The organism is Paenibacillus sp. FSL H7-0331 (genome assembly GCF_001956045.1).
Genome location: NZ_MRTH01000007.1, coordinates 97108 through 123883, shown reverse-complemented (window position 1 = coordinate 123883; position 26776 = coordinate 97108). Strand labels below are relative to the sequence as shown.

Genomic DNA, 26776 nt, shown 5'->3' with positions numbered 1-26776 from the left:
CCGAGATTAAGAAAAAAAGGGATGTCACGTAAGGCCTTGTTGACCTTAGGGGACATCCTCTAGCTGCTGGATATGAGTTAATTCGCCGGCTTTGTCGGTATAATTTCAAGCTGGGTAGCGGTATTGCCAGTTACGCGGTGAGTGAAAGTAAGCAGATAATCATCCTTATAATAGCTATTGGTATAGCTTCCCGGTTGGTCAGCCCGCTTGAGCTCCAGAATCCGGTAGCCCAGCGCATTCGGCTGCTTGGGGTCGGTAAAGGTTTCTACAGCAGGAGCGATAAGAGCCAGCGGCTTGCTGCCCCATAAGGTGAAAGAGGTAACGGTAGCCTCCTTGGGGTTGGCTGGAGAAGCGCTGACAATAAAGGTCATTTGATAATTCGGATAGCCCAGCTTCAGCTCGATAATATCGCTGACTGCGGCGCCAGTTCCGCCGTTAGTCGCATTGCCGTCAGTAATTCCGTTCACACCGGCAGTGTTATCCGTGCCTGTACCAGGCAAGGTTGTTCTTGCCGTGTTACCAGCCGGTCCAGTTGTGCTTGGATTGGCCCCGCCAACTACTACTGTTCCACCTGCCCCTGTAGTGCCTCCAGCACCACCAACGGCTCCTGCAGTGGCATCGTTTAAAGCGGCCAGAGGATCAGGCATACCGAGCAGGGTGACTTCAGCTGGCTTGCCGAGTATATCCTCAAGCTTTTTACTCGAAAGGCCGATATAGCCCTGCAGGTTCACGTTACCGCTTACGAAGAATGATTTCAGCACAGGGGATCCGTCCGCATCGAATAAGGTCCCGACACCATCGTACATACCGTTTTTGAAATCACCCTTGTACAGGGTTCTGCCTGCCTCATCCATCACTTCGCCTACGCCATGGTATACGTTATTGATAAAGCCGCCTTTATACGTAACGAGGCCTTTATCGCTCGTAGCGACACCTTCTCCGTTATAAGAGCCTGCCGTAAAGGCGCCTTTGTATTTAAGCATCCCGTTTTCATGGAATTCGCTGCCTTCACCCGAAAACTTGCCGTTTTTGAAGGCTCCATCATAAAGCATAATGCCTTTGCTGTTGAATAGCTTACCCGCTCCGTTGTATTCGTTTCCGGCAAAATCTCCCTCATACAGCAATATCCCTGTCGTATCGAACAGCTTGCCTGCACCACTGTACTTCCCTGCGTGGAACGCACCATCATATTGGATGCTGCCGTTTGGATAGAACAGCTTGCCCGTACCACCGTATTGGCCATTTTGGAATTCACCGATGTAGCGTACCTTTTGGTCCGGGGTATAGAGAGTGCCAAGTCCATTGTAAGCGTCAGCGACAAATAGTCCTTTGTAAAGCAGTCTACCCTGATCATCGTTCAAGGTACCTGCGCCGCTCTTTTGTCCTTTGTCAAAAGCTCCCTCGTAGAGCAGAACACCTTGTTTGCCGTAAAGTTTACCTGTCCCCGCATATAGCCCGTCAATAAGCTCGCCTTCGTATCGGGCGCCCTGCTGTTCATCGACAACCTTGGCCTTTCCCGAAAAAACGGAGGTCTTAGGCGTATTTTCCTGCAAGATGGTCGGTCGATTAAACCACTTATTTACAAAAACAGGGGGACGAATAAATATAAAGTAGGAGAGCAGCAAAATGATGAGAAAACAGATCAGCAGCAGACGCTTGGACACATAGTAGTACCCGATTGGCACATAGTTGCTGAGAGAGGATTCCTTGGTTCCCAGTATGGTCTTCAGGAAAGCCTGGAATTTTTTGATAAGAGCCATGGTGAATGCTCTAAATTTAAACATAGGCTTTAACATCTTGGTAAATATAGGGGATACAACCGGCCTGAAGATCGTATCCATGGTTTTCACGAATGCATTCACGTTCTCACTCCTATTGCAGGATCGCCCACATGCCATCATGAAGGCTGTAAACCGTATCTTTTCCTATCTGACGCTTGCTTATGGCACTTGAATGGTTGCTTGTCCGGGATTAACTACTTGAATGACGCCGCCCCAATTGCACATGCATTTGGAGCTGTTGTTGAGGGCGGGCATGTTGGCCACCAGCACGGTTGGAGCGCCTGGCGCCCAGGGCGCCGCTGTAACAGGAACGCAGGGCATAGGGGTTAATACGCCAAAAGCGGCTGCAGTTGCAGCGGCCACTGTGGGGTTAGCCGGAGAGTTGCACATACCAAAAGGCATGATGTTCAGCATCGGTTTGTTATCCATAATATTGGCAATGGGCATGGAGGTCATCACCAGATTGGCAGGGAGCACGTTCAAGGTGCCTGGAGCAGCACCAAAGCTGCATTGCAGCATTGCGCCTCCGCAGACGAGTATACCCATCGAATCTACCACCTTATCCTCATATTAGCGCGTACACGAGCTGTGAATCTATAGCTTCATAGTACTAAATAAAGCGGAAAGCAGCAATAAATTCCTTTTCCTGCTAAGGACTGCAGCAAGAATTGTCGATAAATAAGATGCGAGATTGCTAGAGTTGATGTACTATGAATGTAATGTTATTTAACGTCGGAGGGGTTTGAATTGGTGTCTGTGCAACGTGTTGGAGCTTGTCTCGTCCTGCTCCTTTTGTTGAATCAAGGGCTCATGTTAACAGCGTTCGCTGCTCCTGGGGGTCAGATCAAGGATTTGCCCTTAAAAGAGGCCATCCAACTGGGCATTAAGAACAGTCAGGAAATTCGGGACGCCAGGTCAGACATAACCAAAAAGAATGCAGAACTGGTACAGGCACAGTATGCGGTGCAAAGCGAGGAAGCCAAGGATTCGAGTTTATTCGCCAAGCCGCGGAATTTGAGCAAGGACCTGCAAATTCGTTTAAAAGTTCCAGAAGCACGCAAGCAGCAGCTGATTGCTAATGAGGCACTGCGGAGCAAGACGTTGTCCGTGCAATATGAGATGGAAAAGCTGTATGGGAACGCTCTTCAGGGGCTGCTTGCAGAAAATGCGGCACGTAAAAAACTGGATGCGGCCAAGAGCCAGCTGGAGGGCGTGAGAAACAAGCAGAAGTTCGGATTAGCCGATCAGGCGGCGCGTGATCAGGCCGAGAAGAGCTTGGAGCAAGCGGCATCGGGCTTGAAGCTGGCGCAGCTTTCGTACAAATCGAGTCTGCTGGCACTTGGGGACAAGGTCGGAATGGATCTACAGGATGGCGTCAAGCTGTCCTACATTCAGGATTACGGTGATCTGAACCAAGCCATGTTGGAAAAATACAGCGCCAATGCTCAAAAGACGAACCTGCCCTTACTTCAGGATCGTGAGGACCGCAGGATCGCGGATATGAAGGTGGATGTGTCTCGCAAGCTGTATGCCTCCAAGTTCGGCGAAGCCCGCATGCGGGTGATTGAAAGCATGTACAAGGCCAAGGACATTGATTATGACCTGTTCATGGCTGGCTACGATGCTACGCTTGCGGGTATCCAGCAGGATTGGGAGGGCTTTATGTGGCTTGCTATTTTCCCGATACCGAAGGTGCTGCTGCAGGGGGAGTATGATGGTATTCGTTATTTTGACGATATTCGCCAATCGCTGCCAATTTCGATGATGGATCAGAATAAAGCGGTGCTGAAGGAAAAAGACAGTCTGAAAAACGTGATATTATCCATTCGTCAATCTTACCTCGATGCCAAAGGTGCGGAGGAGGCTTATGCGCAGACCCTGAGGGAGCGGGATAAAGCGGCAGCTGCTGTTGCTGCAGCAGGTCAGAAGTTCAAGCTGGGCTTTATGAAGGCAGAGGAGCTGCAATTGGTGGTGGATGCCAAGGATCAGGCTGAGTTGACGGTGCTTAATAGCTGGATCAGCTACAAGCAGGCGCTGGGCAAGCTGAATGTCGATACGGGTGGCGCAGTTGAGCCTACATATAAGGAAGGGATTTTGCCATACCGTGATATTGATGATGGACTTGCGAAGATCAATCCCGCTGCACCAGAATCGAAGGCTCAGGAAGGAAGCTGGAGTCTCAAGCCGACGATAGGAACATTGATTAGCGAGTTCTCGCTTAAGGTCGACAAGAAGCTGGATGTGACGGATTATGCGTTATTTACAGCGGGAGGCAAACAGATTGGCAAAAAAGAACCGATTCAAAAGCCATTAAGCGAGCTCAGCCTGCTGTTCGGTGAGCCGGAGGGCTTAAGGGTCATCTTATATAGGGACAAGGAGATTGTGGCTGAAAGTATTCCTGCCGGTTATGGAACTGCGGGCACACTCAAGCTGGACCCTCCTGGTGAGTTTGCAGCAAATCCTGCCGTTACCGGAGCTGTCGCAGCACCTAAGAAGGGTGAACCACCTGCTGATGCGGGCACTACGGTGATGATCGGAACGTTTCGGATAGCACTCGATGCGCTGACGACTGAGCTGTATACGGCTGCCAAGGGGACGATGGCCGAATCGGGACAAGGGATATTGATAAAGTCAGAGCTGACAGGCGGCGTATGGGTTTCAGCCGATCAAATGATTAATTTGCAGGCTTTGGAAAATCCGAAGGGCGACGCCGTAGTAGGTCCGGAGAAACTGGCTTCATTTAAGCTGACGGTTGAGGTAAGTCCTGACGGGCAGCTGGCACCGCTGCTTACAGCAGCTCAAATGAACATCGAGCTGGAAACTTTGAAAAAGGAGCAGGAGCAGCTCAAGGCGGACAAGGAAAAGGCGCTTGCAGCGAATAAGGCTGTCGATACCTTGGAGCTGTCGATAAAGCTGAAGGAAGCGGAGGCAAAGTCGGCCTTCATACAGGCTTTGTTAGGCGGAAATCAGGCGGCGGCTATCAAGCAGGTTGCACTGCTGAATAACCCGGAGGCACTCGCCAAGCAGCTGGAAGCGGACGTTGCAGCCGCTGGTACCCTGCAAAATGGCGGCAGTGGAGGAACAGGGACCACAGGGGGTACAAACACTGGTGGAACCGCAGGTACAATTGGAAATTCGGGAAGTGAGGCAGGCAGTGGGGCAACTGGAGGCTCTTCTGGTGGTAACAGCGGAGCAGCACCTGGTGGTACCGGAAACGGAGCAGGAGCAGGCAATGCTGCGGGCGCAGGCGGCGTGGCTGAGCAGGCCGCACTGGCGCACCGCCAGGAAGAGCTGGAGCTGGTGGTGAAGCAGGCCATAACCTCTGGAGATGCCCAGGCTGCAGCCGCACAGTTGAAATCCCTCATGGAAACAGCTGGCAAGCTGGCCATATTGGAAAGCGGAAGCGCAGATAATATGCAGGCACTGCAGGATGCGCTTATCAAGCTGCAGGATGCACAGCAAACGGCTCAAGGACAGAAGGACACAGGCAAGGTCGAGCAGCTTCAAGGCTCAATCCACTCATTGAACCTGATGCTTCTGACCGTACAGAAGGAAGCTCTCTTTGCCAAGCTGGATACGATTAACGGGTTATCTGCGGAACTGCTGAAGGATGCGCAAGGGAACTTGTCGGCAACGGCGCAGCTGCCGGCAGCTCTGATGGAGCAGCTGGCAGCAGAAAGCAAACAGACGATTGCACAGATTGGCCAAATTGAGCTTGCCAAATATACGCCCGAACAGATGCAGGAGCTTGCGGCAGCCACTGCGGAAATTGAACAGTCCTGGGGAGCGAATGCGCGGATTTTTCCGGTAGAAAGTGTCATTTCGCCCAATTTAGTAGTCTCTTTTTCCGCTCCTCCTGTTATAATGAATGAAAAGGTATTTTTACCAGTAAGACCTGTTTCCGAAGCATTCGGAGCTATGGTGATGTGGGATGCTGAACAGCATTCCGTAACGATCAGTCTGGATAACACAACGATAGTTTGCAGCATAGATAATCCGGTCGGTTATGTCGATGGAGAGGCTGTTGCTCTGGAGACCATGCCCGTTATGATAGCGGGGAGAACCTATGTGCCGCTGCGCTTTGTAGCGGAGTTGTTAGGCATGCAGGTAGATTGGGATGACGGTACGAAAACCATTCGGATTTCTGCCGATTAGGACAAGCGAAGGCTTGCGAAATCGAGGCGATGAAGAACGATGAAGAAATGGGTAGTAGCTCTGCTGCTCACAGTGCTGATTGTGGCTTCAGGTTATGTTGTATACCAAAAAAGCGACGTTATGACAAGCTCACCCTGGCAGCGTAATGTGCCGTTGAGCAGTATTTCCAAAGCGATAACGGATAAGCAGAACAACCTCTATGTGATTCATAACTCGAAGAAAAGCATTGTTAAGCTGGACCCACAAGGGACTGTCCTCTATACCATCAAGACGAATGATACGCTTAGCGACATTCATAGCTTCAACGGACTTGCAGTGGACAACGAAGGCAACCTGTATACGAGTAAAATGACGCTGGACCCTTATGGGCTTGTCGTCAAGTCGGAGCGGATCGTTCGATTTTCTCCAACGGGTCAGGAGGAAGACAGTTTCTTTCCTCTGAGTTATTCCAATCCTGCAGAAGCGAAGCGATTCAGGTATGGCAGCTTGAAATCGTTGGATGTGCAAAATGATGTATTGACCTTCTTTGTCGAGAATGGCGACAAGGTGACTATGTATCGGATGCCAACAGGAGGGGAATTGGGAGCGACGCCCCAACCTGCCGGTTCCTGGCAGCTGCCTGCTGGTAAGTTTGTGGCGGGTGTTGTTGGCAATAACGCCAATCTGGTCTATATCACAGCACGCAGTGGTGAAATATATCGCATTAACGATGGGGGGCAGGCCGAGCAGATCTATCCTTTAACAGGCGTCGATCGAACCCGAAGGAACTTCCCTGAGCAATTGCAGCTCGATAAATCAGGTCATCTGGTGTATATCGACTATAATGCTCAAGCGGTAAGCAGACTGGATCCAGCGCAGCCTTATGTGATCGAAGCGCTGTTAACGGTGGAAAAAGCGAAGCAGCAGGGGATCGACTTATCTTTCGAGGATATGACCGGCATCAGTGTAGGTGCGGACAACGGATTGATCACCATGCACGAAAAGCAAATTATTCGCCAAAATCCGGATGGAACGATCCAACCGCCGATAGTGGAAGGAAGTTATGCTTCTTCACAAATATTTTATAAATGGTTGATTTGGGCGATTGCGCTGGTCGGAGTGCTGCTACTTGGCATCGCGATTAGACTGTTTTACCTACATATCATGCTTCGTCGTATTTCTTTGATGCTGAAGCAGATGATGGTGTTCATTCCGATCATTGTCGGTTCGATGATTTTGCTATCCTATTTTATTTACACCGATTTTACGGAAAAAATGGAGAACGAAACATTGAGCGAGCTGTCCTTGCTGGCGCGAAACGGTCGTAATCTGATAGATGGCGACAAGCTGGAACGGATGAATTCACCGTTGGATTACAAAACCGCCGATTATAAGGTATTCCGTCAAAAGATGGATTCGATCTTTGAGGATACCGGAGACAATGATGACGGAGGATTCTATAAAGCACTGTATAAATACGAGAACGGTACGATATACCGGATGATTGAAGATGCGGACGATGTAAATATGTTCAATCCGTTCCCCAAAACGCCGAAGAACACGAGGGTCGTGGAGCTCGGTACCGTGGAGACCGATCAATGGCAGGATGATACAGGATTCTGGATGTATGCGATTGGTCCTATATTTAACAGCTCTGGCAAAGTTGTCGGTGTGTTTGAAACAAGTAAAAACATGGAGGGTATTTTGCAGCATCGCCAAAAGATTTTGCGCAATATTATCCAGACGATTGCCGTTATTACTTTGGTACTGCTGGCGATTGTGCTGCTGACCTCTTACTATATTCTTTCCTCCATACGCAAGCTGCGTAATTCGGCACTCGCTATTTCCAAAGGAAATTGGGAGACAGTCGTCGATATTCGCACACGGGATGAAGTCGCCGACCTGGGAGACAGCTTTAATGTGATGGCTGCACATATTCGCAGCTACATTGCCAAGGTCACTCGGGTAAGTGAAGCGTATTATCGGTTCGTACCCCAGCAATTTTTGAGGTTTCTGGATAAGGACAGTATTCTGGATGTCGAGCTGGGCGATCAGGTTGAGCAGGAAATGGGCATTTTGATCGTTAATATTCGCGCCTTCTATCTGTTATCCAAACGGTTGACACCCGAGGAAAATTTTAACTTTGTGAACTCCTATTTAAATCGTTTTGGTCCATTTATACGCAATAATGATGGGATGATCAACAAATATCAGGGTGCCGGCTTTATGGCTCTGTTCCCCAAGAGATCAGACGAGGCGCTGCTGGCGGGCATCGGAATCATCAAGGAGTTGGAGATTTATAATGCACACCGGGCCAGCTGCAATTACGCACCGATTGACATGGGTATAGGGCTGCATAAGGGTCCGCTTCGACTCGGTATTATCGGAGAAGAGCAGCGGCTGGAGGGCAATGTCATATCCGATGATGTGTATCTGGCGAGCGTGTTGGAAAAAATCACCGAGCCGTTAGGTGCGAGTATTCTCGTTTCCAGCTACATTATCGACTCGCTTCAAGCCAAAAGCAGCTTCCAATACCGTAACCTCGGTCTGATCCGGATTGAGGGCAAGGACGAGCCGCTGCAGCTGTATGATGTTTATCAAGGTGAGCCCGATACGCTGAGAACGTTGAAGGAAAAAACAAAGGCAAAGTTTGAGCAGGCGATATTACTGTATCAGGTCGGACGTTTTTATGACGCAAGAGAGGCATTCCTCCAGGTGATCAAAGCAAATCGACAGGATAAAGCTGCCAAGCTGTACTTCTATTTATGTGATGAATACTTCCAGAATGGTACAACCGAGGATTGGAATGGAACCTTGTCCGTCTCTTAGTCTATTAGAATGGAGCAATCGATCATGAGTAAGGTCATATTTCAGGTGCATGCCATGCAAAATGAGAGGGACGCGGAGCGAGTCAGCCAATTTTTTCTCTCCAAGGATGCTTTTGATGATCAGAACCATACGCCAGGGGAGCTTGTGCATTTTAGCAAATGGCCGCGAGAAAGTCTGCAAATTCCGAACCATCGGCATTGGTATGTGGAGAATGAGCACAAGCAAATTATCGCCGTTATCAGTACACGGGAAAACGAACACAGAACAGGCGGTTATTTGTGGGATTATCTGGTTGTACATAAGGGATACCGCAACCTTGGGATTGCCAAGCAGTTGTATGAGACCATGCTTGAGTTTATTGAGCAGCAGAGCGGGCGTTACATCTTGACTTATACATGCGATCTGCCCCAATACGCCTCCGTGCAAAACATGTTCGCGAAGCTCGGATTTCAATTGATTGGTAATTATCCCAACTATTATTATGAGGGTGAAGCCCGGCTTGCCTATTGGAAAAAGCTTTAGCCATGCACCGAACCCACTCTGCAAATCACACACGGTAGGCAAGACAGATTATATAGGATTGGACTTGATGATGTGGCTGGTACTTTATTCCGATTACTTGGGCTGCGTACAGAGGACTCGCGTAAGCTTTGGGTTATGCTGCCGGTCTTTTATTTTGCCGGTATTGCAGAGTTATTAAGCTATACGGCTTTTATGGCACTTTTTAATCAAAGGTTTGGTGTGCAATTCCTGCCATTTGTGTACATTGCAGAAGCGATTATTATGCCGCTTGAGGGCTGGCTGTTGGCCAAGCTGGCGGAAAAGCTGCCGAAGGCTAAGCTGATGCGAACGATGTATCTCCTGATGACAGGGGTCCTGCTAGTCAATGGGATGATCCTGATTGGCTTTAAAGTAGGAGGTTGGGATTACCAATGGTATTATCCGATCCTGTTTATTTCATCGAACTTTGTCGTTCGCCAGCTGACGCTGCTGCTGTGGAGTACGGCATTTGACCTGTGCCCGACTCAACAGGCTAAACGGTTAATGCCAATATTCGTCGGGGCTGCTACTGTAGGTGGGATAACCGCCGGTTTTATTGCCCAGCAGGTCGGAAGATGGTCGGGTACAGAGGTTGTCTATATACTGGCACCCTTGTTCCTGTTGATTGGTTTGTTCAATTTCCGTAAGGCGATAGCCAGGTATCTGGTCCCCTTAACCCTTAAAGATGACAAGCAGCTGCATAAGCAGGAACTGGCTGTCCAAGGAGAAGCATCGGCTTTATCCGGCCATTACTATAAGCAGTTGATAAAAAGTCCGTTTCTGCTATGTGCTGTAGGTCTGATGACCTTAATGCCAGCTCTTTATTTCTTAATGGAGTACCAATATTTCACGACCACTGAAAAGGCGTTCCCGATCGAACGCGATTTGACAGCTTATTATGGATTGATCATTACGATCCAATTCTCGGCTTCGCTGCTGCTCCAGACGTTCTCTGGACGGTTAATGAATTGGCTGGGCGCGAGCAACATGCTGTTGGCTATATCGATTGTGTTTATGTTTGGCTTCGGTCTATCCGCCTTATTTCTGGGTACGGGTTACGCGCTGGCTGTTGTATCAGCGACCTATGCACTGTTCTATATTTTACTTTATTATACGGCTGAGCCCTGCTACCAATTGTTCTTCAAAATGCTTCCGATTAATCAGAGGGATGGCATTCGTTATGTATCGCAAGCGATTGCGGCATCCGGCGGTATATTGCTGGGTGCATTGCTCTCCCTCCTGCATTCCAAAGGGATCTTAAGTCTGGATTCCGTTGCGATAATCGGTGTGATTGTCGCCTTATTATTGATCGTGATTGCCTGGTTCGGACGCAGCTTGTATATTAAGGAATTAATCAAAAGCGTGCAGTCCTTTCAAGCCGATTTTTCGGAAATGGCTGTTGCTTTTCTGGGAGGTATGCGCAGCACGAAAATGCTGCAGGGGGTGTTGGAGCATCTCCATAATCCAAATGATTATGTGCGCGAGGTTGCGCTTGAATTGATCGGCAAAGCGAAAGATTCCTCTTACCTGCCAAGGCTGGTCAAGCTCGTTGACGACCATAATCCGCGTATTCGTGTGGCTGCTCTGCGTGCAATGAGCTTGCAAAAGGCAACGATCCAGGAGTTGGTGCAGGTGGCTTCCCTGCTGGAGGATGAAGAAGTTGATGTGAGGGTTGAATGTGTTCGATTGATAGCCAGAGCCGGGCACATGCAAAGTCAGGCGCATTATTTTATTAGGCTGAAGCTGTTGGATACGCATCCCCGGGTCGTCGCAGAAGCGGTCAAGGCGCTGTATGCACTTGGCAGTGAAGAAAGCTTCTCCGCGTGTGATGAAGCCATTATTAAGCTGTTGGATAATGGCGGGGATTGGGCCGTGTATGGCTGCCGTACGGTTGCTGATTTAGGCTTGTCGAGCTACAGCGATTGGGTCATGTCGTTATTGGAGGATCAACGGCCGGCAGTTCGGGTAGCTGCTGCGCAGTGCCTGGGCAGACTGCAATATGATGAAGCGATCGGCTCATTGCTTCCGATGTACCCCATGGCTGACCAAGAGATGCGTAAAGCGATTATCCAGGCACTTATCGATATGGGGGACAAAGGTATTGCCGCGCTAATGGAAGGGCTGCAGTATCCGAATCCTTTTATATGGGACGCTTGTGTCGCCGCACTTGCCCATCTGCTTGACGAGGCCCGAATCCGTGAAACCTTGGTTGACTCATGCATTCAGCGTCTGCAAGGCTCCAATCAGGACAGGGCGCTGTCAGCTGCCATAGCAAAGCTTAAGATGGAAGGCTTGGCGGAGCTGGCCGAGCAGCGATTAAATGAAATTCGCGATGTTATATGTGATGCGGCGTGGGTTGTTCTGGCGAAGCTGGCCGACGAAAGAGTTGTTCAGGTTGTCCGGGAAAGTGTCCAGGATAAGGACGAAGAAATTCGCGAGAACGGCCTTGAGGTATTGGCCGAAGGACTCGGGGATCGCAAGCTTGCCTATGCTCTGCTCGATATGCTGAAGACCTCGACGGACGTGTTAGACCACGGAGAAATCGCCGATCCGAGAGCTGTGATTGTACAGGCTGGCCTGGGATCGGATGACTGGCTGCGGGATATCGCACAACATGCGTTAAGTGAGGAGGAGCAAGCCGTTATGCCGAATGAGAAGAAGCTGTTAACGATGCTCGACAAGGTGCTGTTTTTGAAGCAGGTTTCCTTATTTTCTAATGTATCAGTCGATGAGCTTGGTCTCATTGCCGGCATTACACAAGAGCAGGTATTTCCTGATCAGGCACTGCTGCTGCGTCAAGGGGAAACGAATTCCAACGTATACCTCATTGTAGATGGTCATGTGGAACTTAGCCTTGTAACGAGCAATGGGGGAGAGGGCACCATTGGCGTCTTGGGCGCCAAAGAGGTATTTGGCGAAAGTACGGCATTGGATCAATCCGTATCAGGGGTTACTGCACAGGCGATATTTGATGAGGTTCGCGTGCTGTCACTGGGAGGCGAAGGCTTGGCGAGACTGATCCGGTTGTATCCGGAGATTGGCATTGGCTTACTGCATGCATCAAGTGCGCGTGTCCGTATGCTTGAATCGATGCTGATGAAGATGGCATAACCCAATGGAAAGCAGGGGATGGTGTGAGCGGCGAGTGTCAACAAATTGAGCTGACAAATAATCTTGAAGAGCTTGCGCGACTGGAAGCTTGGCTAGCCTCGTGGGCAGAACAGATGTCTGTTGATTCAAAGACGTTGTTTCAGCTTAATCTTGTCTGTGATGAATTGGTTACGAATACGATCTTATATGGCTGTCAATCAAGTGTCGCACATTCGATCAGGATCTCGATATGGGTAGATATGGACAATATTGAGCTGACGATTACGGATGATGGGATGGCATTTGATCCGCTATCGCTGCCTTCGCCGGATGTTCAGGCATCTGTGGAGGAGCGCAGGATTGGCGGGTTGGGGATTCATTTTGTCCGGGAATCCATGGATGAAGCTATTTATGAACGAGTCGACAAGTTGAACATACTGCACATGAAAAAAATAGGTTGGAAAACCCGATAGCTAATGTTACAGGTTTTCTACGAAAACTGAAAGCTAATGCTTACGAAGCGAGTTTTCTACGAAAACTTTTAGGAGGGAAATAGGGGCATGAATGTAACGGAACGAACGGTGGGCGATATTGCGATTGTTGCTATTGAAGGAAGACTGGATGCCAACACATCGGGGGTGCTGGAAGGCACGTTTGTGCAGCTGGTTGAACAGGGACGGACGAAATTCATATTCAATCTCTCCAAGCTTGACTATGTGAGCAGCGCAGGTCTGCGTATATTACTTGTGGCTGCTAAGAAGATGAAGGCGCTTAAAGGCAGTCTGGCACTGATTGAAATGACTGACAATGTTCGCGAAGTGTTTGATATGTCGGGTTTTAGTGCGATTTTCTCGATTTATGCGACTGAGGCTGAAGCGACTCAGGCTTTATCTGAGTAAGCAGAGAGGGATGCCTATAGGCAGGTGACACAAGCATGGGTGAATTACCATATGGCTGGATGCTCGCGTTCCTGGTTTTGCTGCTTGCTTTGGGGGCTGTTGAATGGAGGCGGCGTACGGCTGAAAGAGAGCTGTCGCGCACTTTGCAGCTTTTTGAAGTCAGCCAGGAGATGAATTCAACGATCTATAAGCAGGATCTATTGCAAAAAATTATGGATACGACATCCCGCGTTACGGATGCAGAGGCGTCGTCGGTAATTCTGGTCGATACAGAAAAAGGGGAGCTGTTCTTCGAGCTGGCGCTTGGGGAAAAAGGTGGCCAGATTCGCGAGATCCGGTTGGCGATGGGTGAAGGTATCGCAGGCTGGGTGGCCCAGTCCGGTGAGTCTGTGAAAATCGATGATGCTGCCAGCGATTCGCGGTGGTCCTCGAAGGTAGCCAATCGGGTGGATTATCCGACACGTAACCTGATGTGTGTGCCCATGACGAATAAAGGTGAGATTATCGGAGTGCTTCAGGTGTTGAATAAACGCAATGGGAAGCATTTTAGCGATAAAGATTTGAAGCTGCTGCAGTCTATTGCATCACCGACCGCAATATCCTTGGAAAACGCAATGCTGTATGAGGCGTTGGAGAAATCGATTCAAGCATTAAAAGATACGGTTGCAGCCAAAGAGCGGATGGAAAGCGAGCTGCGGATTGCGAGTGATATTCAATTGGGCTTTCTGCCACAGCGTGTGACATCGTTGAGATCGATTCCTACTCTATCGGATGCTGGTCTGGTCCATGATAGCATGGATGCGCCAACGTCTTCCGAACTGCTGATGGCGGATTGTGTACGTTCGATGATTCGTCCGGCGAGAGAAGTTGGCGGTGACTTTTACGATTATTTTATGGTTGGAGATTCGAAGCTGTTTTTTACACTCGGAGATGTATCGGATAAAGGGATTCCTGCCGCTTTGTTTATGGCGGTCACAATGACGCTTATTAAAGGTAAGATGAAGGCGAATATGACACCCGGACAGCTGCTAACGGAAGTTAATCGGGAGCTGTACAAGGATGAATCGGCGATGTTTGCAACGATATTTTGCGGTGTGCTGGACATGGTGACTGGAGAATTAATCTACAGCGATGGCGGCCATTGCACCCCCTATACGGTTCGTGAGGGTGGAGGTCTGGAGCCGTTGATTGGAGTTAAAGGGCTTCCCTTGGGCGTGCTTGAAGATATGGAATATAGCGACAATACAGCCTACCTGCAACATGGAGAACGAATTCTTTTGTATACAGATGGAATCAGTGAGGCTGAGGATGTACAGTTACAGCAATACGGGATGACGCGCTTGCGGGAGCTTGTGGGTTCGGAGCATCATCTTGAAATGGATGCGTTGATGCTGCGGATTTTGCAGGATGTTGATTCGTTTACAGCAGGTGCGAAACAATCTGACGATATTGCGATGCTGCTGATTAAGTGTGTGGGCAAGTAACTAATGATTGAATAGAGTCAGAAATATACGCTCCCATTTCAAGAATATGGTATAGTTGAGTTAACGTATTCAACCAGCAGCGTGTTTATCATAAGATAGATTGTGCTTACGAAGTTAGTTTGCTTCGCAAACTCTAAGGAGGTAAAGCATGCATACCCATCAACCACGTCATCATAGTAAATCCAGCACGGAAGCCACATTACAAAAAAAGACAGCAGCGGCTAAGGATCAAGCAAGTCATTCAGCGACAGCAGGTTCTTCCGAGGTGATGAGCTTGCATGAAGTAATTGGAAATCGTAATGTGCAAAGAATGCTGGCCGGTAGTTCTGCGGGCAAAATGCCGATTCAGGCGAAAATGACTGTAGGCCCTGTTGGTGATAAGTATGAGCAGGAAGCGGATCAGGTTGCTGGACAAGTTGAGGAAGAGCTACAGATGAAGCCGGAGATCGGAGCGATCCAGCGCGAATCAGAAGGCGGTGAGCTGGAAGAGGAAGAGCTACAGATGAAGCCGGAGATCGGAGCGATCCAGCGCGAATCAGAAGGCGGTGAGCTGGAAGAGGAAGAGCTGCAGATGAAGCCGGAGATCGGAGCGATTCAGCGGGAGTCAGAAGGCGGTGAGCTGGAAGAGGAAGAGCTGCAGATGAAGCCGGAGATCGGAGCGATCCAGCGGGAGTCGGAAGGCGGTGAGCTGGAAGAGGAAGAGTTGCAGATGAAACCGGAGATCGGAGCGATCCAGCGGGAGTCGGAAGGCGGTGAGCTGGAAGAGGAGCTGCAAATGAAGTCGGCAGGTGAAGGCTTCGATGTGACGCCTTCCATTGAGCAGCGAATTCAAACGAAAAGCGGCAGTGGCTCCAAGATGGATGGGAATACTTTATCGGGGATGGAACAGGCTTTCGGGGCTGACTTTGGAGATGTTTCGATCCATCATGACTCAGAAGCAGGAGACATTAGCAGATCGATTGGGGCTCAGGCTTTTACACAAGGTAAGGACGTATTTTTTGGCAACGGGAAGTACGATCCCGGCAGTCAAGGCGGACAGGAATTGTTAGCCCACGAGCTGACCCATGTCGTTCAGCAAACAGGTGGCTCCAGACCGTAACGGACGAGAGCATGAAGATTGAAAATTAAGCAGGTTGATTGATATATAAAAGGCGCTTTGGAGTTAACGACAGCCGTTAGCTCCAAAGCGCCTTTTGATTTGCGGTTTAACGTGGCTTTAAGTGCGTGTTCAAAAAGTCGACATTTCAGCACCGAGAAGGTTGCAAGCAGGTGAAGAAGGAGGAGCGGAGTTTAGGCAAACCTAAATGAGCACCGGACTTCGAGCCTGATTGCAAGATTCGATGCCGAATACGCTTCCTGTGTAACCGCGTGATCAAAAGATGACTTTTTGAACAACCTCTTTAAGGGTTATCTCTATTGCTGTGGAAACAAATTCATCGACGACGATTGTGCTTGTGTATTCGTTTGCGAAGCTTGAATTAATCCATTCATTTGCTGAATCGTTTGTTCAATTCGCTGCTGGGTTTCAAACAGGCGTCTTTTTTGAGCATCAAGCTGGATATCGATTTGGGATTGAGCCTTTTGTAGATCGTCCTGAACTTGCATCAGCTGCTGTTGGGTTTGCCTGATTTGTTGAGTAAAGTTACTCAGACCTGATGAGGTTAAAGCTTGCTGCGCTTGCTGCGCCTGCTGCATCTGCTGCATTTGCTGATCTTGCAGAAATTGCTGATAAGATGGATTCATTGGAGCCATGAATGGCAACCTCCCTGTAATGGTTTATTGTTTGCAAGCCTGATTTTGCTTCTTTTTCCAATTTGCTCTAATAGGTTGTGATAAAAGGATGTACTTTATACAACCTGAGCATCCTAAGATTGTTCATATGCATAAATATGGAGTAGTTAACTTTTAAAAACATACTTACATTATGTAAGTTGAAGTGCTATACTCAAATAAATAAATATAGGAGTGATTTCAACATGACTACAACAGATCAACAACTATCTACAGAAGAAGTTATTCGTTCGCGCCACTCGGTGCGTAAATATCAACGTGATGTTGTTATTCCAGAAGCAGAATGGAATGAAATTCTTGAGCTGGCTCTCAATGCTCCATCGTCATGGAATTTGCAGCATTGGCGTTTTTTGACGATTCAGGAGCAAGCTAATAAGGATCGTTTGCTGCCCATCGCTTATAACCAGCAGCAAGTATCGGATGCGTCAGTAAACGTGGTTGTATTAGGCGACTTGGAGGCTAATCTGGTTGCGCCTGTCGTGTTCGAAAATGCAACCCCGGAAATTCGTGAGATGCTGCTCGGACAAATTAATGGTGCTTATGCTAACAATCCATCCCTTGGCAAAGACGAAGCCATCCGCAACGCTTCCCTTGCCGCAATGCAGCTGATGCTGGCCGCGAAAGCCAAAGGGTATGACAGTGTCCCGATGGGCGGATATAATCCGCAAGCGTTAATTAAGGAATTCAACATTCCTGAGCGCTACATTCCGGTCATGATTATATCCATTGGAAAAGCCGCATCTCCTGGACGCGCTAGCGGTCGCCTGCCGATTGAACATCAAGTCATTCAAGAAAGTTTCTAGGTTAAGATACATTCATGAATAGAAGGAGCTTATCCGAATTACGGATAGGCTCCTTTGCTTATGTTTCAAGAAAACCTACCTCTGAACCGCGGTCGCTCATCTTTGAAAGGCCTCGATAGAGGTTTTCTTTTTACTATATTTAGCTCAAATAATCTGCTGCTACTCTTACCAAAGGCTGCGGGCTGGTTTCTAATTATCTACAGCCGCATGGAGCTTGTCTGATAGGTGAAACACGGGGATGGCGTTTTTTCACTGCGCGTCGCCGACAAGCCAGACAATCTCTTACACAGCGGCTCCGACCGCTGCTAAATTGGTTGCATACATTCGCACAGAAGTTATCGCATCTTCTACTTCTGGTTGTTCCAGTACGTCTTGTTGTATAATTCATGGCTATCACTCCTTTCTCTATAAATTATGTAAATCATAGAGGGGAGGCGTGGACGATCAACAGGGAAACAGTGTCCAAAATGTGATGGCATATTAAAGTTAACTAATATAACAATTAAAGTTAGTAAAAATAACATAAAATTATTGCATATTTGAATGTTCAAGGCGATAATGAAATCACATCAATGAATTAGGCTGGAATATAGGAAGCGTATGATGTCGAAAACATCAATTTAGCTGGATAGTGAGTCATAAATCGCATGGAGTGGTAATAAGTTGTTAGCTATAGTAAAAACAACGTAAATATCACAAGCAGGCAGAACGTATCGAAACGATTTACACAGCTGCTCCATAAAGAAAAGGTTGGGGGGTGTAAAATGATTGAATTTCGTGGGGTTAACAAGCATTATGGGAAGTTTCAGGTTCTGACGCAGATTGATTTAACGATTGAAGCAGGTGAAGTAGTCGTGGTTATCGGACCGTCAGGTTCAGGTAAAAGCACGCTGCTCCGCTGTATCAATCGTCTGGAAACGATCACTGACGGGCAATTAATCGTAAATGGCACCCAACTCCATGACAAACATGCAGATGTTAATAAGCTGCGTCGTCATATCGGCATGGTATTTCAGCATTTTAATTTGTACCCCCATATGACAGTCATTGATAATATTACTTTGGCACCGATCAAGGTAGCAGGAGTTAGCAAGCAAGAAGCGCTTCAAACGGCTATGCATTACTTGGAGAAAGTGGGGATTCCCGAGAAGGCTAATTCTTTTCCATCCCAGCTGTCCGGTGGACAGCAGCAGCGAGTAGCGATAGCCAGAGGACTTGCGATGAAGCCGCAAATTATGCTGTTTGACGAACCCACCTCAGCATTGGACCCTGAGATGATCGGAGAAGTATTGGATGTTATGAAAAGTTTGGTCCATGAAGGGATGACGATGGTTGTGGTTACCCATGAGATGGGATTTGCCCGTGAAGTGGCAGACCGGGTCGTATTCATGGACCAAGGACAGATTCTGGAGGAAGCGCCGCCGGATGCATTTTTCTCCAATCCACAAGAAGAACGAGCGCAGTTATTTCTAAGTCGATTACTCCAACACAACTAACCGGAATGAGGGGGATTATGGATGATGATGAAAAAGAGCTGGATGACGTTTACGTTAATGCTTGGTTTGGCAGGGATGGTAATGACAGGCTGTGGAACGAAGACAGATACTCCAACAAATCAAGGTGCGGGTACAACGACTCCGACTGCACCTGCTGCTCCGGCTGGTGAAGCTCCAAAATCCACAGGCAGCAAAACACTCGACGATATTCAAAAGCGTGGGAAGCTGGTTGTGGGTGTCAAATATGATACGAAGCTGTTTGGTTTGAAGGACCCTGGAAGCGGTAAAGTAGAGGGCTTTGATATTGATATCGCCAAGGCATTAGCCAAAAAAATTCTTGGTGACGAGACGAAGCTGGAGCTCAAGGAAGTGACCTCCAAGACGCGTATTCCTCTGTTGAAAAACGGGGACATCGATATGATCATCGCAACGATGACGATTACCGAGGAGCGTAAGCAGGAGGTTGAATTTTCTGATGTGTACTTTAAAGCGGGACAATCACTTTTGGTCAAAAAAGGCAGTCCGATTCAAAGTGTGGCAGATGTGAAAAAGGGTGTGAAGGTGTTGGCCGTTAAGGGCTCCACATCTACAGATAATATTAGAGCCAAGTCCCCTGAGGCAACTGTATTGGAATTTGAAAATTATCAGGATGCATTCACGGCCTTGAAGGCCGGACAGGGAGACACGCTGACTACCGATAATGCGATATTGTACGGCATGGTGAAACAGGATCCCAATTATCAGGTAGTCGGTGGAACATTTACAGATGAGCCTTATGGGATGGCCATTCGCAAAGGTGATACGGGCTACGTTACTTATGTAAATGACTTTTTGAAAGCAATGAAGTCGAGCGGAGACTACGATAAGCTGTATGAGCAGTGGATAGGTGAAAAGCCAAGTAAATAAAGGTTGTTTGGCGATAGGATGAGCGGCCTGCATGGATGGCTGTTCATCCTATTCCATTTCGTATCAAGGAAGGAGGTTGGACGATGGACAAATTCCTTAGCTTCAGCATATTGATCAAATACTGGGACATGTATCTGGAAGGTTTTTTGAATACGCTTCAGGTAAGTCTGATTGCCTTGGCTGGCAGCTTTATTCTCGGTACCTTGCTGGCCGTTATGCGGATATCCCCCGTGAAGCCGCTCAACTGGATCAGTACGGCCTTTGTAGAATTTATCCGGAATATTCCACTCATTCTGATTGTCTTCTTATTTTTTCTGGGCCCGTCCTCACTGGGTGTACCGATGAGCGGTTTTGTTGCCGGAACGTTGGGCCTTACGATATATACCGCAGTCTTTATTGCTGAGGCCGTCCGTGCAGGGATCCAGGCGGTTCCAAAAGGGCAAACGGAGGCGGCACGTGCTTCGGGCCTGACTTATGCACAAACGATGCGGTTTATCGTGCTGCCGCAAGCCTTGAAGATTGTTATTCCTCCAATCGGCAACCAGTTTTTGAATCTGGTCAAAAATTCATCGGTACTTAGCGTCGTCGCTGGACTGGATTTGATGTATTATGCCGATCTGATTTCCACCAAAACGTTTGTCGTCTTCAGTGTTTACATATTTGTTGCTTTGTTTTATTTGATCATTACGATCCCTTTGAGCCTGGGTCTCGCTTACCTGGAGCGCAGAATGGCCAGGTCCCATTAAGCTGATGAATATGCGTTGGAGGTGAACGTGAATGAACTTTATCGGTGCTTACACCTGGGAGCATATTCGCTTTATGCTTACAGGGCTTGGAATCACTTTACAGGTGGCGCTTATCGCAATTGTATTCAGTTTTATTATAGGCTGTTTCTTAGGCACAATTCGTTACACGAAGCTCCCTGTGATTTCTCAGCTGACCGCAGCGGTGGTAGAAATCATTCGTAATTTACCGCTGCTGCTCATCATATTTTTCACCTTTTTTGCTTTACCGGAGATCGGAATTAAGCTAAGTGTGATGAATGCGGCGATAGTTGCGTTAACGGTGTTCGAGGCTGCCATGATCTCGGAGATCGTGCGCAGTGGTTTGAATTCGATTGATAAGGGTCAAATTGAGGCGGCTCGTTCATCAGGTCTTACCTACTTACAGACGCTGCAGCACATTGTATTACCTCAGGCTTTGCGGCGGATGGTGCCTCCGATGGTCAGTCAATTTATCTCATTGTTAAAGGACACTTCGTTGGCCGTTGTGATTTCGCTTGGAGAGCTGATGCACAATGCCCAAATTATTAATGGACAGGATGTCAATTTTGTAGTGCCGATTCTACTATTGGCCGCTGTCATGTATTTTATAGTCAACTTTGCACTGTCCCTGCTGGCTCGCCGGCTGGAAGCGCGTCAGGTGTAATAGCCGCATTGACAATGACAATGCAAGCACTGGATACCCTATGGAGCATCAAATAACCACGGAAGGCCTTTTAGAGCCAATAATCCGTGGTTGCTGCTAGTTTTGCTGCCATGTACCAATAAAGCGGCTCTATTCGCTATACCCATGCCCCGCGGCGGAATAGAGGCTCCCGAATTCCATCAGCAGTTTCACCGTCAATATCAAGCTCCGCCGAGCCGATCATAAAATCGACATGGGTCAGGCTGCTGTTCGCTCCATGAAGGGCAAGTTCTTCCTTGCTCATCACCGTACCTTCCTTGATACAGAGCGGGTACGCACTGCCGATAGCCAAGTGGGAGGAGGCATTTTCGTCAAATGCCGTATTATAGAAAATGACGTTCATCGCGGAGATCGGCGACCCGTGCGGCACCAGAGCTATCTCCCCAAGGAAATGCGAGCCTTCGTCGGTTTCGATTAATTGCTTCAGCGTTTCGTAGCCCTCTTCTGCGGTGAAGCTGACAATTCTGCCTTTTTCAAAGGTTAGCGAAAAGCGGTCAATCAGATTGCCGTTGACATTCAGTGGCATCGTGCTGCTTACCTTGCCATGCACCCCTTCTTTTAACGGGAGTGTGAAGACTTCCTCGGTTGGCAAATTCGGCACGAAGAAGGCACCCTGCTCGTTGTGAATGCCGCCGGCAACCCATTGATGCGCTTCGGGAAGCTCGATAGTCAGATCGGTGCCAGGAGCTTTATAATAAAGCTTTCTGTAATTTTTATCATTTAAAAAAGCCATGCGCTCCTGAAGCTGTCGAATATGCTCCTCCCAAGCGCTAATCGGGTCCTCGCGGTCGAGACGTGTAGCTTGAAAAATATATCCCCACAATTTATCGATGGCTTCATCTGGCAACAGCTCGGGAAATACTTTGGTAGCCCAGGATGGGGTTGGAACCGAGACGATCGACCAACTGACTTTACCCGCTTGCAAGAACGTACGATATTCCTTCATTTCGTTCATCTGCGTCTTACTGGCCAAGGCAATCTTACCCGGGTCAATATCCTTCAGCAGCTCCGGATTCGGGGCATACACCGTTAAGAAAGCTGCGTCCTGCCGGGCCATTTCGGCAAAACCCTCTGCCTTCCAGGTTGGAAATTGCTGAAAGGACTCATCCCTTGCGTGCAAAAAGCGAATGCGCCGCAGCGACTCATCGTCCCATTCCACCAATACCTGCCATACTCCCGCCTGATAAGCCTTTTGGGCAATCGTCCTTACAAAATCAACCGCGGCAATCGGTGCGAACACAACGAGTGTCTGCCCCTCGTGAATATTCAAGCCTACCTTTAAAGCCAATTCAGCATACTTTTCCAGTTGTGCGGCAAAATCTCGCATTCTCGATCAACCTCCCTTTGAACCTGCCCTATGCATATAAATGATTATACGGCATCTTCCGCTTCAATTACGAATCCGGCGGATGGTTCAAGGGTTTGAGAGGTCATTCTGCAAGCAAGTAGGGGTGTTTCTCGCTAGTAATAAATGGTAATATAAAGGTAGGATCAGCGTGTCTCAGCATTCCTGCTGCATATCTATCGAGGGGGAGTCGCATGATTGGCAATGTACATAAAGCATTATGGGTTTGCTCTAGCGGTGCGCCCATTCTTATCGCTTTTTCCGCTGCCTGGGTATTGGGCAAATCAACGTATACGCTGCCTGTCATCTTTGTATTTGTTGCGGTATGGCTCATTGTACTGGCATTGGTTTCTTTCCATAGGATGAAAAGCAGATTGGCTGTCATAGCAGTCAGAGTTAAGAAGGTCACACCTAATGATAAAATCATGATCCAATATGCACTTTCCTATGTATTACCGTTCACCAGTATCGTCTGGGATAAAATCAATCCTTTTATGTCGCTTGTCATTTCTGTTGTCGTGTTAGTTGTTCTGCTGCTGGCCCATTCGCCAACCGCCAATCCGTTGTTGTTTTTTATAGGCTATCATTTTTATGAGATTGAGACGGAGAATGGTATTGGCAGCTACACGGTAATGTCCAGAAGGGCTATTCGCAATAAGGACGAGCTGACAAATGTCATTCGGATTACGGAATACTTATTGCTTGATCGATCGGGGGGAAGATGAATGTTCGAAGGTCAGTCTCTATTTGTTATGCTCCAGCAGGAGGAAGAGGCCATTCAGGTTTATCGCATCGAGACTACACAGCAGGCCCAAACAGAGGTTGGTATATTATTAAGCGAAGCCGCCACTGTATTCGTTAACCATAAGCAGCCGATTGCTTTTGATGGCGGTTACAAGCCTGAATATGATGAAATGCTCGTGATTCCCGGATTTAAGCTGAGTCCACAAATTGTTCAGGCCTTGAAGGACCCAATCGGTGTGGCCGCATTCATTCCCGATCCGAAGCAGCAGCCGGTGATTAAAGCAATTTTTACTGGCAGATATTCAGTCGTAAATGGAAAAGAGCAGCTTGTGGTTGCTTTTCAAAAATTTCGCAAGGAGCAGTACATCACAACGAGAAAAGGAATCAGTCTGTTTCACAGTAAAGAAACATTTACGATGGATGATCGATTCGGTATTTGTATTACGGATGCTGTAGATTGTGTCGTGGTCAACGATGAGCTGCGCTTCTCATCCTTCTTCTTCGCCCGTCAGGTGTTTGACCTCTCCGAATACTTCCGCGAAGCGACAGATACGGATGTGGAGAGCTTTATGAAGCATTCGAAAATCAACATCGAGGATGCCAGTATCTTTAAAATAAACGCGGATTCCTGGGTACGAAGGAAAATTGCCATTATTGATGAATCGCGCATTCTTGATAAATATAAGGTAACGGAAATTAAACATAAGGCGCAGGCATTCGGGTTGACCATCACCGCTGTTAAAAACAAAATCCATTTCCCCAATGATAAAAAAGAACTGAAAAATATATTAAAATTTTTGGATGATGAAATCTATAAAGGTGTATTCTCTGAACAAATTTTACAAACAAATTCAAAGCGTAAAGCCGAAATTTAATCGCTCGTCAGATGTAACCGCCATCTCTTTTTGCATTCAAAATAACGTCAATTGAACAGGTTCTGTACTAGCAATAGCTTCAGCGGAAACGCTCGGAGCTTGGGTTGTGGTCGCCATGTACTTGTGATTGGTCATCTTGTGCTGCAGCAGGCAGGCATCGATCTTACTCATTATCGGCTCCCGGTAGGAGGAGGGTGCGTAAGCGGTGCTATGATACAGCTGCGCGTAGCGTTCGGTCAGCTGAGGATAATGCTGCCGGAGTGCTTGGAAGAACCATACCTTGACTGGCGAAGTGCTTAAGCGTAAATAGGATGGCATGATGAACTGGGCTCCTGCTTGTGCTGCGGCAGCAATCAGCTTTTGCAAATCGGCTTCACTATCCGTTATATAGGGCAGGATTGGTGCGATGAATACGCCTGTCGGTATCCCCTCGGCAGTGAGCTTTTCGACTGTGTCCAGACGTTTGGCGGGAGAAGGCGTGGACGGTTCAAATTGCCTCCAGACCGTGTTATTCAACGTACTGATACTGATATTAATTGAGATGATGGGGAGCTTCCGCAGGAGATCCAGATCCCTTAGAATTAGTGGAGAGCGTGTAGTGATCGAGACAGGAATTTGAAACTCGGCCAATACCTCCAGACAGCCACGAGTCAGCATAGCCTTGCTTTCGATCTGCTGATAAGGATCTGTGGCTGTGCCGATAGCAATCGGCTCCCAATTGACGATACGTTTGCCGCCGCGCAAGCGTTTTTTTATTTGTGCTCTGAGCACGGCGGGTGCATCCGATTTCATAAAGATATGGTTCTGAAATGAGTCATCTGCTGCAATACCGAGAAATGAATGGGTTGAGCGCGCATAGCAAAAGCTGCACCCATGCTGGCAGCCGCGATACGGATTAATGGACCAGTCAAAAGGCATCGAGGGAGCTTTAACCGGATTGAGTATGGTTTTGGCCTGCATCGGCTCATAGCGTACTTTGGGAGGTTTGGTTGTAGACATATTAGTCAATCACCTCAATAAATGGGAATGTATGTTCCTGTTTATCCTAACAGACAGCATCCGGGAAAGCAAGCACGAGTGGCTATGTCAGACGATGCAGCAGGTAGAGGCATCCGAGCTTCTATATGGTATACTGGGTAATGGTATATTCATAAATGATGGAGGTTACAGGAAAGAATGGAATTTACCAAGGTATTTTTTATTAATATTTGTATACTCACGACGCTTGCTTATATGGCGATGCTTGTTCATAAATATGTGCTTGTGGAAGCTTCGGGATCTTTAAAATATGGGCTGTCTGTGCTCGCCGCTATCGGAGCCGGGTGGGCAACAATGATGTTTGGACTTAATATCGGACAAGACATCATATTCGATTTACGATTTATGCCTCTTATCATATGCACGCTGGCTTATTCTCAGCCTGTGACGCTGCTAATCATTGGTGCCGGAATTGGAGTTGCCAGACTGTCCTTCGGGATCAGCGATGCGGCCTGTGCTGGTTTCTGGAACATTCTGATCCTGGGTCTGCTGTGCATGCTGCTGAATATCGTATTAAAGCGAGTGCGCTGGAGCTACATAACGAAGATGATGATCGTGATTATTACGGTTAATTTGGTATATTGCATCAACATTGGGATATTGGGTGTCATACCGGCCTTTCAATATTTCTCGGTTACATTTCCAGTTACTTTTCCGATCAGCTTGCTTTTAAGCTTCTTTTTTGCGTTTATGCTGTATGATTTTCAGGTTGAAAGGCGCAGAGTGGTAGACATTCAGGTCGCACATTCGGCGCTTCAAAGGCAGACGGACGAATTGCTGGACACGCGTAAGGAGGTAGAGCAAAAGGCCAAACAGCTGCTGCTGGCTTCTCAATACAAATCGGAGTTTCTGGTTAACATGTCACACGAGCTGAGAACACCGCTGAATAGCATTATTTCTTTATCCCAGATGATACGTGATGAGGAAAAACGTAAAGAGGAGCATGAAACCGCCGATTATGCTGAGATCATTAATGGCTCCGGACAGGAGCTGCTGCAGCTGATTGATGACATTCTGGACTTATCCAGGGTGGAAGCAGGCCGGCTGGAGATTGTATCAGAGGATGTGATCGTCAGCGAGATTGCGCACGTGCTGCAATTCCATTTCCGCCATATTGCTGAGCAAAAGGGGCTTGATTTTATTATCTATATGGCACCTGATGTCCCGGCAGTCATTCGAACGGATGCAATGCGTTTACAGCAAATTCTGCGTAACCTGCTGTCCAATGCCTTTAAATTCACTTCGGAAGGGCGTGTGCTGCTGGATATTCGTAAGGCAGTATGCAAGAATGATGATACAGCCGGAGAATGGATCGCTTTTACCATTTGCGATACGGGGATCGGGATTAAGGAAAGCATGCAGGCGGCAATCTTCGAAGCGTTTCAGCAGGCAGATGGTTCTATCAGCCGTAAGTATGGAGGCACAGGTTTAGGGCTGTCGATCAGCCGTGCGATGACAGAGCTGCTTGGTGGTAATTTAACTGTGGACAGCAGGGAAAGTGAAGGAAGTGCCTTTACTTTATATTTACCGATCCGTGGAGATCATTAAGGGTAG

Annotated in this window: 21 protein-coding genes; 16 read left to right on the top strand and 5 right to left on the bottom strand. The window is 48.0% G+C overall.

Features of this window, described 5'->3' with window-relative positions:
- Positions 1–77: 77 nt before the first annotated feature.
- Positions 78–1862, bottom strand: coding sequence for an MORN repeat-containing protein (locus tag BK127_RS12525; protein ID WP_076230391.1), 1785 nt, complete (start codon positions 1860–1862; stop codon positions 78–80).
- A 78-nt stretch (positions 1863–1940) separates the two neighbouring features.
- A complete protein-coding gene (locus BK127_RS12520; RefSeq protein ID WP_076230390.1) occupies positions 1941–2327 on the bottom strand; it encodes a DUF4280 domain-containing protein in 387 nt (128 codons plus the stop codon).
- Positions 2328–2531: 204 nt separating this feature from the next.
- On the opposite strand from BK127_RS12520, the gene BK127_RS42420 reads away from it, so the two are divergent.
- The 8 genes from BK127_RS42420 to BK127_RS12480 all read left to right on the top strand — a co-directional run bounded on the left by BK127_RS42420 (position 2532) and on the right by BK127_RS12480 (position 15856).
- The gene (locus BK127_RS42420) at positions 2532–5936 is read left to right on the top strand and encodes a stalk domain-containing protein (RefSeq protein ID WP_144026445.1); all 3405 of its coding nucleotides are present in this window, start codon (positions 2532–2534) and stop codon (positions 5934–5936) included.
- 39 nt (positions 5937–5975) lie between these two features.
- The gene (locus BK127_RS12510) at positions 5976–8744 is read left to right on the top strand and encodes an adenylate/guanylate cyclase domain-containing protein (protein WP_076230389.1); all 2769 of its coding nucleotides are present in this window, start codon (positions 5976–5978) and stop codon (positions 8742–8744) included.
- Positions 8745–8768: 24 nt separating this feature from the next.
- Positions 8769–9266, top strand: a complete 498-nt coding sequence (locus tag BK127_RS12505; RefSeq protein WP_076230388.1) for a GNAT family N-acetyltransferase — start codon at positions 8769–8771, stop codon at positions 9264–9266.
- A 72-nt stretch (positions 9267–9338) separates the two neighbouring features.
- A complete protein-coding gene (locus tag BK127_RS12500) occupies positions 9339–12395 on the top strand; it encodes a HEAT repeat domain-containing protein (RefSeq protein ID WP_076230387.1) in 3057 nt (1018 codons plus the stop codon).
- 23 nt (positions 12396–12418) lie between these two features.
- Positions 12419–12847, top strand: a complete 429-nt coding sequence (locus BK127_RS12495) for an ATP-binding protein (RefSeq protein WP_179097458.1) — start codon at positions 12419–12421, stop codon at positions 12845–12847.
- Positions 12848–12934: 87 nt separating this feature from the next.
- Positions 12935–13273 (top strand): STAS domain-containing protein, encoded by a 339-nt coding sequence (locus BK127_RS12490; protein ID WP_076230386.1) that lies wholly within the window; start codon positions 12935–12937, stop codon positions 13271–13273.
- A 35-nt stretch (positions 13274–13308) separates the two neighbouring features.
- Positions 13309–14757: a PP2C family protein-serine/threonine phosphatase gene (locus BK127_RS12485; protein ID WP_076230385.1), complete on the top strand. Its 1449-nt coding sequence runs from the start codon at positions 13309–13311 to the stop codon at positions 14755–14757.
- 148 nt (positions 14758–14905) lie between these two features.
- Complete coding sequence (locus BK127_RS12480) at positions 14906–15856, top strand: eCIS core domain-containing protein (RefSeq protein WP_076230384.1); 951 nt, start codon at positions 14906–14908, stop codon at positions 15854–15856.
- Positions 15857–16170: 314 nt separating this feature from the next.
- On the opposite strand, the gene BK127_RS12475 is transcribed toward BK127_RS12480, so the two are convergent.
- A complete protein-coding gene (locus tag BK127_RS12475; RefSeq protein WP_076230383.1) occupies positions 16171–16509 on the bottom strand; it encodes a hypothetical protein in 339 nt (112 codons plus the stop codon).
- 224 nt (positions 16510–16733) lie between these two features.
- On the opposite strand from BK127_RS12475, the gene BK127_RS12470 reads away from it, so the two are divergent.
- The 5 genes from BK127_RS12470 (at position 16734) to BK127_RS12450 (ending at position 21181) form a co-directional block, all read left to right on the top strand.
- Positions 16734–17351 carry a nitroreductase family protein gene (locus tag BK127_RS12470; protein ID WP_076230382.1) on the top strand — a complete coding sequence of 206 codons (618 nt, stop codon included), beginning with the start codon at positions 16734–16736 and terminating at the stop codon, positions 17349–17351.
- 764 nt (positions 17352–18115) lie between these two features.
- Positions 18116–18847, top strand: a complete 732-nt coding sequence (locus BK127_RS12465) for an amino acid ABC transporter ATP-binding protein (protein WP_076230381.1) — start codon at positions 18116–18118, stop codon at positions 18845–18847.
- A gap of 24 nt (positions 18848–18871) precedes the next feature.
- Positions 18872–19753 carry a glutamate ABC transporter substrate-binding protein gene (locus BK127_RS12460; protein WP_076230655.1) on the top strand — a complete coding sequence of 294 codons (882 nt, stop codon included), beginning with the start codon at positions 18872–18874 and terminating at the stop codon, positions 19751–19753.
- An 83-nt stretch (positions 19754–19836) separates the two neighbouring features.
- Complete coding sequence (locus BK127_RS12455; protein ID WP_076230380.1) at positions 19837–20499, top strand: amino acid ABC transporter permease; 663 nt, start codon at positions 19837–19839, stop codon at positions 20497–20499.
- Positions 20500–20530: 31 nt separating this feature from the next.
- A complete protein-coding gene (locus BK127_RS12450; protein WP_076230379.1) occupies positions 20531–21181 on the top strand; it encodes an amino acid ABC transporter permease in 651 nt (216 codons plus the stop codon).
- A 136-nt stretch (positions 21182–21317) separates the two neighbouring features.
- Here the strand turns inward: BK127_RS12450 and BK127_RS12445 are convergent, their stop codons facing one another.
- Positions 21318–22547: an aminopeptidase gene (locus BK127_RS12445; protein ID WP_076230378.1), complete on the bottom strand. Its 1230-nt coding sequence runs from the start codon at positions 22545–22547 to the stop codon at positions 21318–21320.
- Positions 22548–22759: 212 nt separating this feature from the next.
- Here BK127_RS12445 and BK127_RS12440 point away from each other — a divergent pair, with 212 nt between their 5' ends.
- Both BK127_RS12440 and BK127_RS12435 read left to right on the top strand, forming a co-directional pair.
- Positions 22760–23290 carry a hypothetical protein gene (locus BK127_RS12440; RefSeq protein ID WP_076230377.1) on the top strand — a complete coding sequence of 177 codons (531 nt, stop codon included), beginning with the start codon at positions 22760–22762 and terminating at the stop codon, positions 23288–23290.
- Positions 23291–24184, top strand: a complete 894-nt coding sequence (locus BK127_RS12435) for a Kiwa anti-phage protein KwaB-like domain-containing protein (protein ID WP_076230376.1) — start codon at positions 23291–23293, stop codon at positions 24182–24184.
- A gap of 36 nt (positions 24185–24220) precedes the next feature.
- On the opposite strand, the gene BK127_RS12430 is transcribed toward BK127_RS12435, so the two are convergent.
- Entirely contained in the window at positions 24221–25183 is a 963-nt protein-coding gene (locus BK127_RS12430; protein ID WP_076230375.1) for an SPL family radical SAM protein, read from the bottom strand.
- Between the two features lie 177 nt (positions 25184–25360).
- On the opposite strand from BK127_RS12430, the gene BK127_RS12425 reads away from it, so the two are divergent.
- The gene (locus BK127_RS12425; RefSeq protein ID WP_076230374.1) at positions 25361–26770 is read left to right on the top strand and encodes a sensor histidine kinase; all 1410 of its coding nucleotides are present in this window, start codon (positions 25361–25363) and stop codon (positions 26768–26770) included.
- The last annotated feature ends 6 nt before the right edge of the window (positions 26771–26776 follow it).

Excerpts from the sequence above, each read along its gene's own strand:
- BK127_RS12450 (WP_076230379.1), top strand. The coding sequence starts at position 20,531 with ATGAACTTTATCGGTGCTTACACCTGGGAGCATATTCGCTTTATGCTT.
- BK127_RS12455 (WP_076230380.1), top strand. The coding sequence starts at position 19,837 with ATGGACAAATTCCTTAGCTTCAGCATATTGATCAAATACTGGGACATG.
- BK127_RS12465 (WP_076230381.1), top strand. The coding sequence starts at position 18,116 with ATGATTGAATTTCGTGGGGTTAACAAGCATTATGGGAAGTTTCAGGTT.
- BK127_RS12445 (WP_076230378.1), bottom strand. The coding sequence starts at position 22,547 with ATGCGAGATTTTGCCGCACAACTGGAAAAGTATGCTGAATTGGCTTTA.
- BK127_RS12475 (WP_076230383.1), bottom strand. The coding sequence starts at position 16,509 with ATGGCTCCAATGAATCCATCTTATCAGCAATTTCTGCAAGATCAGCAA.
- BK127_RS12460 (WP_076230655.1), top strand. The coding sequence starts at position 18,872 with ATGATGAAAAAGAGCTGGATGACGTTTACGTTAATGCTTGGTTTGGCA.
- BK127_RS12485 (WP_076230385.1), top strand. The coding sequence starts at position 13,309 with ATGGGTGAATTACCATATGGCTGGATGCTCGCGTTCCTGGTTTTGCTG.
- BK127_RS12440 (WP_076230377.1), top strand. The coding sequence starts at position 22,760 with ATGATTGGCAATGTACATAAAGCATTATGGGTTTGCTCTAGCGGTGCG.
- BK127_RS12510 (WP_076230389.1), top strand. The coding sequence starts at position 5,976 with ATGAAGAAATGGGTAGTAGCTCTGCTGCTCACAGTGCTGATTGTGGCT.
- BK127_RS12480 (WP_076230384.1), top strand. The coding sequence starts at position 14,906 with ATGCATACCCATCAACCACGTCATCATAGTAAATCCAGCACGGAAGCC.
- BK127_RS12470 (WP_076230382.1), top strand. The coding sequence starts at position 16,734 with ATGACTACAACAGATCAACAACTATCTACAGAAGAAGTTATTCGTTCG.
- BK127_RS12435 (WP_076230376.1), top strand. The coding sequence starts at position 23,291 with ATGTTCGAAGGTCAGTCTCTATTTGTTATGCTCCAGCAGGAGGAAGAG.
- BK127_RS12520 (WP_076230390.1), bottom strand. The coding sequence starts at position 2,327 with ATGGGTATACTCGTCTGCGGAGGCGCAATGCTGCAATGCAGCTTTGGT.
- BK127_RS12490 (WP_076230386.1), top strand. The coding sequence starts at position 12,935 with ATGAATGTAACGGAACGAACGGTGGGCGATATTGCGATTGTTGCTATT.
- BK127_RS12425 (WP_076230374.1), top strand. The coding sequence starts at position 25,361 with ATGGAATTTACCAAGGTATTTTTTATTAATATTTGTATACTCACGACG.
- BK127_RS12505 (WP_076230388.1), top strand. The coding sequence starts at position 8,769 with ATGAGTAAGGTCATATTTCAGGTGCATGCCATGCAAAATGAGAGGGAC.
- BK127_RS12430 (WP_076230375.1), bottom strand. The coding sequence starts at position 25,183 with ATGTCTACAACCAAACCTCCCAAAGTACGCTATGAGCCGATGCAGGCC.